Genomic DNA, 11,942 nt, shown 5'->3' on the forward strand with positions numbered 1-11,942 from the left:
GGCGTTTTTTTAAAATCAGGAAGTAGGGAGGAACTGGCACATGCACAAAGGATGGAGCAGACTGATTGGCATAGCCAGCACGTTTGCCATGCTGATTGCCGGGAGTGGGCAGGCTATGGCTGCTGACACTGGGAATCTGCCAGAGCGGGTGAGCAAGAACGTTAGTGTTCCTGCAAACCTTGCTTTCACCAGTCACCAGCATCTTTATTTACTGGATGCAAGGAATCAAAATGAGGCTCCCAAACAGATTACAACGAATGGATTCTCAGAGATCGTTGATTGGTCGGCAGATGGGAAATGGCTGTTGTATCTCCAATACAAAGGAAATGACAACTACTCGACGCCTGGTTATTTGTGGGCGGTAAGGACCGATGGGAGCGGGGTCATCCGAGTAGACGAAAGACCCGTCATGCAAAAACCGAAATGGTCACCAAAAGCAAACACATTCGCCTTTACAATCAATATCGGCAGCAATGAAGTGCCTACTACCCAGCTTGTCCTCAAAACGATCTCGGATCGTGGTGAGCTCACCCTGCAAAGTAAAACCACAGTGGATATCGTTGATTTTACATGGATGCCTGATGGTGAAAAGCTGCTGGTTTCCACGCCAGCAGAAAAAAATCGGGCGATGACACTTGAACTTCGAAGTCTTGCGGGAAAAACGCAAGCTACCTATCCCGTTGCTAAGCCGCCAAAAGTGGAGGAAGGGATTTATCCCTGGGCGCCAGAAGGAATGAAGGTCTCTCCAGATGGTACACACGTTGCGTTTTTTGTTCGCTATAACTCAGGATCCCTGTCAGCAGATGGCGTACCTATCCAGTTATTTAACTTAACACAACCAAATCAGCTCCCGATAGTGCTTGGAACAGGTCTGGCGTATTCAGAATGGCTTGCCTGGTCACCCGACAGCAAAAATCTCGCATTTATAGAGGGGACTGACCGGATCGCCACGATGAACAAGCATCTGAATCTGGCAGAACGCGAGGGCAAGGTCGTACCCGCCAGTCAAAAAGAATGGGTGGACACGCTGCCTGTCTGGTCTGGCAAAGGACAAGAAGTGCTTTACTTCTCACGCGGAAAAGGCACGGAGTATCACTATGATCCGAAAAAAGTGATGGTGCCCGGCCAGCGTATTTGGAAGCGAGAAGAAAATGGCGAGCAAAAGCAGGTGACACAGGGGACGGAGCAGACTGCCGATTATTATCCAACACCTTCTCATGATGGCACACAGCTGTTGTTCATGAGAATGAACGAAGCAGAGAGCGGATCATTGTTTTTGAAGCAAGGAGACAATGAAGTTGAGCTGATTAAAGGCATTACGGGCGATATCGGCTATTACGCCAATTATTTGCCACCGTGGGTTCGTATTCATTGGAATAGTTAGATTTCTTTTGATTCCATTGACACCCGTCCTGTTCCATGACATAATTCTACATGACGAATGGAACCTTTAAATCCAGTCCAGTGAGGCTGGCAAGGGCACGGAAGAGACATGGTAGCAAAAAGGGGAGTCCCCTCTGATAGCTAGCCTTGTCCAAGCGGCTTCTTGTCTCCTGACAAGGAGCCGTTTTTCTATAAGTCCACTGTTCCCGTCGAGGAGGGAAAAGCAGATGATCAACAAAAGTGTCATCATGGATGAAGCAGCAATTCGCCGGGCGCTCACACGAATTGCACACGAAATTATCGAACGCAACAAGGGTGTCGAGGATTGTATCATTGTCGGCATCAAAACCAGAGGGATTTACTTGGCACAACGTCTGGTGGAGAGAATCGAAATGATCGAGAATGTGAAAGTACCAGTCGGTGAGTTGGACATTACATTCTATCGTGACGACTTGCAGCACAAGTCAGAAGATGCCGTCTTACAGGGCTCGTCCCTCCCATCCCAAATTACGGGTAAAACGGTTATTCTCGTAGATGATGTACTCTACACCGGACGCACGGTTCGTGCTGCGCTTGACGCGCTGATTGACAACGGACGTCCACGAATGATCCAATTGGCTGTACTGGTTGATCGCGGTCATCGCGAGCTTCCGATCCGCCCGGATTTCGTCGGGAAAAATGTTCCAACAGCTCGCACGGAAATCGTGGATGTGCAGCTGGATGAGGTTGACGTGATGGATATCGTATCCATCAGGCAGCTTCTGTAAAAATTGAATGATTCCTCTTTAAAAACGATCCCGTGAGGTCGGCAAGAGGCAAGAAGTCTTCCCACTAGATGATGGAGAAGCTAGCCTCTTTGTGTCCGCACATAGAGGCTTTTTGTTTGAGCGAAAGAAATAAGGAACACAGGGGGAACATAAGGTCATGAGCCAAAAAAACTTTGTAGACGTAGACGAAACACCACATATATCTCGATTGCTGCCACTTAGCATTCAGCATCTGTTCGCCATGTTTGGTTCGACTGTACTCGTACCAATCCTGACTGGACTGGATGTAGCCACCGCCCTGTTCACAAGCGGTATTGGAACGCTGTTGTTCCTGTGGATTACAAAAGGCAAAATTCCGAATTACCTTGGTTCCTCATTTGCCTTCATCGGACCGATCATTGCTGTTACTGCGTCGCACGGTGTAGGAACTGCCCTACTGGGATGCTTTCTCTCCGGGATTGTGTACATCATCGTTGCTGCGATTGTGAAGAAGGCTGGAGTCAAGTGGCTAGACAAGATACTGCCTCCTGTTGTAATCGCATCGGTTATCGTAGTAATCGGACTAAGCCTTGCAGGCGTAGCAGTAGATATGGCAACAAAAGTGACGGTAGATGGTCAATCACAAATGTCACTTACATCCATTGAAATCTCACTGGTTACTCTGATTGTGACCATTCTTGCAGCGGTTATGCTGCGCGGATTCTTCGGACTGATTCCAATCCTGATCGGAATTATTGTAGGGTATGTGTACACGCTCTTGCGCCACCCTGGCTTGATTGACTTTCAAAAGGTAGCTGTCGCACCTGTGTTCGTAAGCTTTAGAGACATGTTCACTACACACTTCAAATTCGGTGCAGTAGCAGAAGTTATCACGCAGCCATCCGCATGGATCGCAGCACTGGTTATCGCTCCGGTAGCGTTTGTTACACTCGCTGAGCACTTGGGTCACCTGCTCGTAACAAGCAAGGTCATGGATCGTGACTTGATGAAAAATCCGGGACTGCACCGCAGCTTGCTCGGAGATGGTATCGCCACTTCGCTGGCAGCTTTTATCGGGGGGCCACCAGCTACGACGTATGGGGAAAACATCGGTGTACTTGCCATCACACGGGTTTACAGCCGAGTCGTGATCGCACTTGCAGCTGTAATGGCCATCCTGTTCGCCTTCATCGGTAAAATCAGCGCGCTTTTGATGAGCATTCCGACTCCGGTCTTGGGTGGAGTCTCCATCATCCTGTTCGGAATCATCGCAGCGCAGGGTCTGCGGATGTATGTTGAAAACAAAGTAGACTTTGCCAATAAACGCAACATGATCGTCGCTGCAGCGATTCTGGTTACCGGAATCGGCGGATATAAAATCAGCTTCGCGGGCTTAGGTGCCTTAAGCGATTTAACCATCGACAATATCGCGTTCTCTACCTTCCTGGGCATCATTCTGCATGTGATTCTGCCAGGCAAGGAAGCAGCGATGGGTGAGGCAAACCGCGAGCAGGAACAGAATACAGAAACAGCTTGATACGTTCGCATTCCTTTAAATCCAGTCCCGAGAGGCTGGCAAGGCATAGAACGCTGTTTAAAGACGCCCAAAATCGGCGGACTACACAGCTTCTTGTCTCGCTTGCCCACTTAAAACGGCAAAGCGATTCAAGAAGCTTTTTCTTTCGCTCCACCATGAACAAGCCTCGGTAGAGGTTTTCTTATAAATCAGAGAAAACGGAGGAATTCAAAATGAACAACATGGCGCACCTGATTGGCTTGAAAGATTTAACCAAGGAACAGATGATTCAACTGCTGAACCGTGCAGAGTACTGGGCGAATCGCCCTGCCGAGCAGGCAACTATTTTGCACGGACGCTTTGTGGCGAACCTGTTCTTTGAAGCCAGCACCAGAACCCGCTTCTCTTTTGAAGTAGCCCAAAAGAGACTGGGTGCCCACGTATTAAACTTCATACCTGAAACCTCCTCCGCGGTAAAAGGTGAAACGGTATATGACACCATCCGCACGCTGGAAGCAATGGGCGTGGAGGCAGCTGTCATCCGCACGAAAAAAGAGGGACTTTTGCAAGAGCTCGCAGAAACAGTCGATATGAAGCTGATCAATGCAGGGGACGGAACAAATGAGCACCCGACACAATGTCTGCTGGACCTGCTGACCATGAAACGCCAATTCGGCAAGCTGGCAGGACTCACCGTCGCGATTATCGGCGACCTGCGCCACAGCCGTGTACTTGGATCACATCTGCACGCGATGCCGAAGCTCGGTATCAATCTGATCCTCTCTGGACCGACGACTATGATGCCGGCACAAGTTCCAGATGGTGTGAAAATTGTGAGCATGGAAGAGGCTGTCCAGACAGCGGATGTAGTTATGATGCTCCGTGTGCAATTGGAGCGTCACACGGAATCACTCTACATTTCAAAGGAAGAATATCATCAGGCACATGGATTGACCCTAGAGCGTGCCAAAATGATGAAAGCTGACGCGGTGATTATGCACCCGGCACCAGTGAATCGTGGCGTAGAGATTCATACAGACCTGGTAGAGTGTGAGACATCACTGATTCAAAGACAGGTAACCAACGGAGTAGCAGCACGCATGGCAGTACTAGAAACATTACTGAAAGGGAGCGAAATGACATGGGAACCATCCTTGGCAACGGCAACATACTAAATCAAGCGGGAGAGCTTATCCCGGTAGAAATATTGGTTGAAGAGGGACAAATCAAGGCAATCGGCGAGGCAATAGCGCGAGAAGGTCACGAATGGGTCGATTGCAAAGGCGGAATGATCAGCGCTGGCCTGATCGACGTGCACGTTCATTTGCGCGAGCCTGGATTTGAACATAAAGAAACAATCGAAACAGGAGCAAAAGCAGCGGTGAAAGGCGGCTTTACAACCATCGCCTGCATGCCCAATACGCGCCCTTCCATCGATAGCGTGGAGACCGTGAAGTACATTTTGGACAAAGCACGCGAGGCAGGTATGGCACGTGTGATTCCTTACGGTGCGATTACGATCCGCCAGCTGGGCAAAGATCTGACCGATTTCGCTGGATTGAAAGAAGCGGGTATTTTTGCCCTGACCGATGATGGGGTGGGTGTACAATCTACAGGCATGATGAAAACGGCGATGAAAGCAGCAGCTGAGCTCGGAATTTCCATCGTGGCTCACTGTGAGGATGAGGACCTGTTGATCCCGGGCGCGGCTCTACATGATGGAGTTGTAGCTGCCCGTCATGGACTGCCAGGTATCCCGTCTGAATCCGAATCGATCCACGTAGGACGCGACATTTTGCTGGCAGAACAAACTGGTGTCCACTACCATGTATGCCACATCAGTGCTAAAGAATCTGTCCGTCTCGTACGGGATGGCAAGCGTGCAGGAGTGAACGTCACTTGCGAAGTGACTCCGCACCATCTGCTCTTGTGTGATGAGGATATTCCAGACAGTCTCGATACAAACTGGAAAATGAATCCGCCGCTTCGTTCCCGCGAGGATCGCGCTGCACTCATTGCAGGACTGAAGGATGGCACGATCGATATGATTGCCACTGACCATGCGCCACATACAGCAGAAGAAAAAGCAAACGGCATCAACCGTGCTCCGTTCGGAATCGTCGGACTGGAGACAGCTTTCCCACTGCTCTATACGCATCTGGTTCAAACGGGTGAGCTGACGCTGAAAACGCTGGTGGAGCTGCTGACGATTAAACCCGCTGCTGCATTTGGACTGCCATACGGCCGCTTGGAAGTAGGAGCACCTGCCGATTTGACTGTCATTGATCTAGAAACAGATAAAACGATCGATCCGACAACCTTTGCGAGCAAAGGAACCAATACACCGTTTACAGGCTGGGCGTGCAAGGGCTGGCCAATCCTGACACTGGTAGATGGCAAAATCGTACATCAAGAGGGCTAGAAAAAGAGAGAGCAGCCAAGCAAGCACAAGCTGGCAAAACGGGTAAGACGGTGGCGTCTTGCCCGATACAGAAGGAGGAGCGTTAGATGCGTGCTAGATTGATCTTGGAAGACGGAACAGAGTTTATCGGTACAGCTTTTGGGGCGACGAAGGAGTCCTACGGGGAAGTCGTGTTCAATACAGGACTGACAGGTTATCAAGAGGTTTTGTCAGACCCGTCTTATTGCGGACAAATCGTAACGATGACCTACCCATTGATCGGCAATTACGGTATTAATCGGGACGACTTTGAAGCTGTGCGCCCATACATTCACGGCTTTGTGGTACGGGAACACTGTGACATGCCAAGCAACTGGCGCAATACGAACACACTCGATGAGCTTTTGAAAACATATGACATACCGGGAATCGCAGGCATTGATACACGGATGCTGACCAGAAAAATCCGTTACCACGGAACGATGAAAGGCTTGATTACGACCAGTGAAGCTCCACTTGCTGAGTTGGTCGCGGCACTTACAGGCACAGAGCTGATGACAGACCAGGTATCACGTGTCTCTACTAAAAGCGTCTTCAGCTGCCCAGGAACAGGACATCGCGTAGCGCTGGTGGATTTCGGCTCCAAGCACGGGATTTTGCGCGAGCTAACAAAGCGTAACTGCGATGTGGTGGTTGTGCCTTACAACGTAACAGCAGAAGAGATTCGCCGTATTCAGCCGGATGGCATCCTGCTCTCGAACGGACCTGGAGATCCAAAAGATGTGCCAGTAGCAGTAGAGATGATTCGCGGGATATTGGGAGAATACCCACTTTTCGGAATTTGCCTGGGTCACCAATTGTTTGCACTCGCATCCGGCGCTGATTCTATCAAATTGAAATTTGGTCACCGTGGTGGAAACCATCCAGTGAAGGAATTACCTACAGGCAGAACGTACATTACTTCTCAAAACCATAGCTATGCGGTCGAGGAAGAATCATTGGCTGGCACAGAGCTGGAAATTACACATATCGCATTGAATGACGGAACGATTGAGGGACTTCGCAACGTATCGAAGAACGCATTCTCGGTTCAATATCACCCGGAAGCAGCGCCAGGTCCTTATGACTCCGGCTACTTGTTTGATCAGTTTCTTGCAATGATGGATAACGTTAAGGAGGAGAAAACTCATGCCAAAACACGCTAATCTAAAAAAGATCCTCGTGATCGGTTCCGGTCCTATCGTTATCGGGCAAGCAGCTGAGTTTGACTATGCAGGCACACAAGCATGCGAAGCTTTGAAAGAAGAGGGAATGGAAGTTGTTCTAATTAACTCCAACCCAGCAACCATCATGACTGATACGAACATGGCGGATAAAGTATACATCGAACCGATCACACCAGAATTCGTGGCGCGTGTCATTCGCAAAGAAAAGCCAGATGGACTTTTGCCGACACTGGGTGGGCAAACAGGCTTGAATATGGCAGTAGCGCTTGCCGAAGCAGGAGTACTGGAGCAAGAAAATGTAAAGCTTCTCGGCACCAAGCTGGAGTCGATCAAGCAGGCGGAGGATCGCGAATTGTTCCGCGCCCTGATGAATGAGCTGGGTGAGCCTGTACCAGAATCCGTAATTGTAAGTACAGTAGAGGAAGCTGTAAACTTCGCAAATGAGATCGGCTATCCGATCATTGTACGTCCAGCCTACACCTTGGGTGGAACTGGCGGAGGTATTTGTGACGATGAAGAGAGCCTGCGTGAAATTGTCGCAAGTGGCTTGAAATACTCGCCGATCACGCAATGCCTGATCGAGAAGAGCATTGCAGGTATGAAGGAAATTGAGTATGAAGTGATGCGTGATGCAAGCGACAACTGCATCGTGGTCTGCAATATGGAAAATATCGACCCAGTCGGCGTTCATACAGGAGATTCGATTGTAGTCGCACCAAGCCAGACACTCGCTGACCGCGAGTACCAAATGCTGCGCTCCTCCGCACTGAACATTATTCGTGCACTGGGGATTGAGGGCGGTTGCAACGTCCAATACGCACTCGACCCGCACAGCTTTCAATACTATGTGATCGAGGTTAACCCGCGCGTGAGCCGTTCCTCTGCACTTGCTTCCAAAGCAACTGGTTATCCGATTGCCAAAATGGCTGCAAAAATCGCGATTGGTTACACGCTGGATGAACTGAAAAACCCGGTAACCGGCCAAACATATGCATGCTTTGAACCAACACTGGACTACATCGTCAGCAAAATCCCACGATGGCCGTTTGACAAGTTCCAGTCTGCCAATCGCAAGCTCGGTACACAGATGAAAGCAACAGGCGAAGTCATGGCGATCGGACGTACATTTGAAGAATCGATCATGAAAGCAATCCGTTCCCTCGAGATCGGCAGCTACCATATCGAAATCAAAGGTGCAGCAGACATTCCGGTTGAAGAACTGAAAGCACGCCTCGTACAAGCCGACGACGAGCGCTTGTTCCTTCTGGCTGAAGCGCTGCGTCGCGGCTGGACAATCGACGAGCTGCATGCGCTGACCAACATCGACCTGTTCTTCCTGCACAAGTTCCACAAAATGGTTGCTTTTGAAGCGGAATTGGCACAGGGCTTGACGACTGAAAAGCTGTATGAAGCCAAGCGTATGGGCTTTACAGATAGAAAAATTGCAGAGCTCTCTGGTCAAACAGAGGATGCAGTTCGTGAACTACGCAAAGAAAACGGATTTGTTCCGGTTTATAAAATGGTGGATACTTGCGCAGCTGAGTTCGAAGCACAAACACCATACTACTACTCCAGCTATGAGACTGAGGACGAACGTATCGAAACAGGAAAAAAACGGGTAGTTGTGCTTGGCTCCGGTCCGATCCGAATCGGCCAAGGGATTGAGTTTGACTATGCGACTGTACATGCTGTCTGGGCATTGAGAGAAGCAGGCTATGAAGCGGTCATCGTGAACAACAACCCGGAAACCGTTTCAACCGACTTCAATACCTCCGACCGTCTCTACTTTGAACCGCTGTACATCGAGGATGTGATGAACATTCTGGATGCAGAAAAACCAGAGGGTGTCATTGTACAGTTTGGCGGTCAAACCGCGATCAACCTGGCCGACAAGCTGACTGCACGTGGGATCAAAATCTTGGGAACGAGTCTGGAAAATATCGATGCGGCAGAAAATCGCGAGAAGTTTGAAGCACTCTTGCGCGAGCTGAACATCGCTCAACCGCCAGGAAAAACAGTAACATCCGTAGAGCAAGCAGTTGTCGCTGCGGAAGGCTTGGGCTTCCCAGTCCTGGTGCGGCCATCCTATGTCCTTGGTGGACGTGCGATGGAGATTGTCTATAACCAGCCTGAGCTCTTGGAGTACATGGAAAAAGCGGTAAAGGTCAATCCTGACCATCCGGTACTCGTAGACAGGTACATGGTAGGGGTAGAAGCCGAAGTAGATGCGATCTGCGATGGCGAAAATGTTCTGATCCCAGGAATTATGGAACATATCGAGCGTGCAGGGGTTCACTCGGGTGACTCGATTGCGGTATATCCACCACAATCCCTGTCGCAAGCGATCAAGGATGAGCTGGTCGAAATGACGACAAAGCTGGCTCAAGCGCTGCAAATCAAAGGCTTGCTCAACATCCAGTTCGTTATCTACAAAGATCGTCCATATGTCATCGAGGTAAACCCTCGCTCCTCCCGTACGGTGCCATTCCTCTCCAAAGTGACAGGAATTCCGATGGCCAATATCGCAACCAAGGCGATTCTCGGACACTCGATCGTGGATCAAGGCTTTACACCTGGCTATCATCCAGAGGAAAAAGTGGTTTCGGTAAAAGTACCAGTGTTCTCCTTTGCCAAGCTGCGCCGTGTAGACATTACTCTCGGTCCTGAGATGAAATCTACTGGTGAAGTAATGGGACGTGAGAGCACGCTGGCCAAAGCGCTCTACAAAGGCTTGGTTGCAGCTGGCATGAATATCCCGACACAAGGTACGCTGCTCGTAACAGTAGCCGATAAAGATAAGGAAGAAGCATTGGATATCGTAAAACGCTTCCGTCACCTCGGCTTCAAGCTGATGGCGACCGCTGGCACGGCAGATTATCTGGAACAGGCTGGACTGCCAGTAACACGTATCAACAAGCTGTCTGAAGGCACACCAAACCTGTTGGATGTGATTCATACCGGGGAAGCGAACATCGTGCTCAATACATTAACCAAAGGCAAAACACCACAGCGCGATGGCTTCCGAATTCGCCGTGAAGCGGTGGAAAATGGAGCGGTTTGCCTGACTTCGCTGGATACGGCTTCAGCTTTGCTGCATGTGCTTGAGACCATTACGTTCTCTACGGAAGCGATGCCAGCACAAATGGCAGGAGCAAAAGTAACGGTGACGGTATAGAAAAGGGGGAGAGTAGTGTGCAACAAACAGTAGATATTCGTGAGCGCATGATCGTTGCGCTCGACTTTTCCACACTGGAAGAAGTGAAGCAGTGCATAGAGCCATTGGAAGGACATATTCGCTATGTAAAAGTAGGGATGGAGCTTGCTTATGCAGAAGGGCCCGCTATCGTATCCTACTTGAAAGAAAAGGGACTGAAGGTGTTTCTTGACCTCAAGGTGCATGATATCCCGAATACGGCAAAAGGTGCAATGAGAAGCCTCGCGCGTCTGGGAGCAGACATGGTGAATGTACATGCAGCCGGTGGTATTGCCATGATGGCAGCAGCGAGAGAAGGACTGGAACAGGGGACAGCAGCAGGTGCTGCTCGTCCCATCCTGATCGGGGTAACCATGCTTACTTCTACTGGACTTTCTACGATGAATCAGGAATTGATGATTCCAGGCTCGGTTGAAGATGTAGTCGTACATTATGCCATGCTGACAAAGCAGGCTGGTTTGGACGGGGTTGTCGCTTCACCACTTGAGGTTCCGATGATTAAAAAGGCAGCAGGTTACGAATTTGTCACCGTGACGCCTGGCATTCGTCCAATCGGAGCGGACCAGGGTGATCAGACTCGGATTACAACACCAGAAGAGGCATTCCGCTTGGGGAGCGATTATCTCGTGATTGGTCGCGCGATTACGAATGCAAAAGATCCCGTTGCCACTTGGCAAAGCATCGTGCAAACGGTAGAAGCAGACCGGAAATAAGATCACCTGGAGGGAAGAAACAAGATGACAAATACCAATTCCAAAAAGATTGCAGGCAGCTTGCTTTCGATCGGTGCTGTACACCTGCGTCCGGATCAACCTTTTACTTGGACATCTGGAATAAAATCTCCTATTTATTGTGATAACCGAATCACCATGTCTCATCCACAGGTGCGTCGTGAAATTGCCCAGGCATTTGCTGAGCTGATCCGTGAGCGCTATCCACAAGCTGAGGTAGTTGCAGGAACCGCGACAGCTGGAATTCCGCACGCTGCATGGGTAGCCGAGCTGCTTGATCTGCCAATGATTTATGTGCGTGATAAAGCAAAAGGTCATGGTCGTCAAAATCAGATCGAGGGTGCTTTGTCAGCTGGTCAAAAAGTCGTGGTTATCGAGGATTTGATTTCAACAGGCGGCAGCTCCCTGAAAGCAGCACAAGCTGTTCAAGCAGAGGGCGGAGAGGTTCTTGGCGTAGTAGCGATTTTCAGCTACCAGTTCCCTGACGCAGAAGCTCTGTTTGCCGACGCTGGCATTCCATGCACCACCATCTCCAACTATACGGCACTGCTTGAGGCAGCAACTGAGCAAGGTGTCATCACTTCCGAGCAGGAGAAGATCTTGGGAGAATGGCGCAAATCGCCGCGCACTTTTTTTGAATAATAACGGAAAAGGCTTGCTCCAAAGAGGTGGATACGATTCTAAAATCGTATCCGCCTCTTTTTTGGGACCAATAGAGATTTATC

General features: G+C 49.8%; 9 protein-coding genes. All 9 read left to right on the forward strand.

The features are described from left to right. The first annotated feature begins 40 nt into the window (after positions 1-40). Positions 41-1,384 carry a TolB family protein gene (locus tag ADS79_RS11615; protein WP_049738566.1) on the forward strand — a complete coding sequence of 448 codons (1,344 nt, stop codon included), beginning with the start codon at positions 41-43 and terminating at the stop codon, positions 1,382-1,384. A gap of 226 nt (positions 1,385-1,610) precedes the next feature. Further along, positions 1,611-2,150, forward strand: a complete 540-nt coding sequence (gene pyrR / locus ADS79_RS11620; protein WP_049738567.1) for a bifunctional pyr operon transcriptional regulator/uracil phosphoribosyltransferase PyrR — start codon at positions 1,611-1,613, stop codon at positions 2,148-2,150. A 157-nt stretch (positions 2,151-2,307) separates the two neighbouring features. After that, the gene (locus tag ADS79_RS11625; protein WP_049738568.1) at positions 2,308-3,666 is read left to right on the forward strand and encodes a solute carrier family 23 protein; all 1,359 of its coding nucleotides are present in this window, start codon (positions 2,308-2,310) and stop codon (positions 3,664-3,666) included. A gap of 212 nt (positions 3,667-3,878) precedes the next feature. Then, on the forward strand, positions 3,879-4,820 hold the full coding sequence (locus ADS79_RS11630) for an aspartate carbamoyltransferase catalytic subunit (protein WP_049738569.1): 942 nt from the start codon (positions 3,879-3,881) through the stop codon (positions 4,818-4,820). Next, a complete protein-coding gene (locus tag ADS79_RS11635; protein ID WP_049738570.1) occupies positions 4,787-6,067 on the forward strand; it encodes a dihydroorotase in 1,281 nt (426 codons plus the stop codon). The genes ADS79_RS11630 and ADS79_RS11635 overlap by 34 nt, the downstream gene beginning before the upstream one ends. An 86-nt stretch (positions 6,068-6,153) precedes the next feature. Next, a complete protein-coding gene (locus tag ADS79_RS11640; RefSeq protein ID WP_049738571.1) occupies positions 6,154-7,251 on the forward strand; it encodes a carbamoyl phosphate synthase small subunit in 1,098 nt (365 codons plus the stop codon). Then, positions 7,235-10,447 (forward strand): carbamoyl-phosphate synthase large subunit, encoded by a 3,213-nt coding sequence (gene carB, locus ADS79_RS11645; protein ID WP_049738572.1) that lies wholly within the window; start codon positions 7,235-7,237, stop codon positions 10,445-10,447. Before ADS79_RS11640 ends, carB begins: the two co-directional genes overlap by 17 nt. 35 nt (positions 10,448-10,482) lie before the next feature. Next, the gene (gene pyrF / locus ADS79_RS11650) at positions 10,483-11,199 is read left to right on the forward strand and encodes an orotidine-5'-phosphate decarboxylase (protein ID WP_049739065.1); all 717 of its coding nucleotides are present in this window, start codon (positions 10,483-10,485) and stop codon (positions 11,197-11,199) included. Positions 11,200-11,223: 24 nt separating this feature from the next. Continuing rightward, positions 11,224-11,859 (forward strand): orotate phosphoribosyltransferase, encoded by a 636-nt coding sequence (gene pyrE / locus ADS79_RS11655; RefSeq protein ID WP_049738573.1) that lies wholly within the window; start codon positions 11,224-11,226, stop codon positions 11,857-11,859. Positions 11,860-11,942: the final 83 nt, after the last annotated feature.

Source organism: Brevibacillus reuszeri (genome assembly GCF_001187725.1).
Classification (GTDB): domain Bacteria; phylum Bacillota; class Bacilli; order Brevibacillales; family Brevibacillaceae; genus Brevibacillus; species Brevibacillus reuszeri.

What these genes read in the sequence shown, in the direction of transcription:
- ADS79_RS11630 (WP_049738569.1), top strand. Translation starts at nt 3,879, where the DNA reads ATGAACAACATGGCGCACCTGATTGGCTTGAAAGATTTAACCAAGGAA.
- pyrR (WP_049738567.1), top strand. Translation starts at nt 1,611, where the DNA reads ATGATCAACAAAAGTGTCATCATGGATGAAGCAGCAATTCGCCGGGCG.
- ADS79_RS11615 (WP_049738566.1), top strand. Translation starts at nt 41, where the DNA reads ATGCACAAAGGATGGAGCAGACTGATTGGCATAGCCAGCACGTTTGCC.
- pyrE (WP_049738573.1), top strand. Translation starts at nt 11,224, where the DNA reads ATGACAAATACCAATTCCAAAAAGATTGCAGGCAGCTTGCTTTCGATC.
- ADS79_RS11640 (WP_049738571.1), top strand. Translation starts at nt 6,154, where the DNA reads ATGCGTGCTAGATTGATCTTGGAAGACGGAACAGAGTTTATCGGTACA.
- ADS79_RS11635 (WP_049738570.1), top strand. Translation starts at nt 4,787, where the DNA reads ATGGGAACCATCCTTGGCAACGGCAACATACTAAATCAAGCGGGAGAG.
- ADS79_RS11625 (WP_049738568.1), top strand. Translation starts at nt 2,308, where the DNA reads ATGAGCCAAAAAAACTTTGTAGACGTAGACGAAACACCACATATATCT.
- carB (WP_049738572.1), top strand. Translation starts at nt 7,235, where the DNA reads ATGCCAAAACACGCTAATCTAAAAAAGATCCTCGTGATCGGTTCCGGT.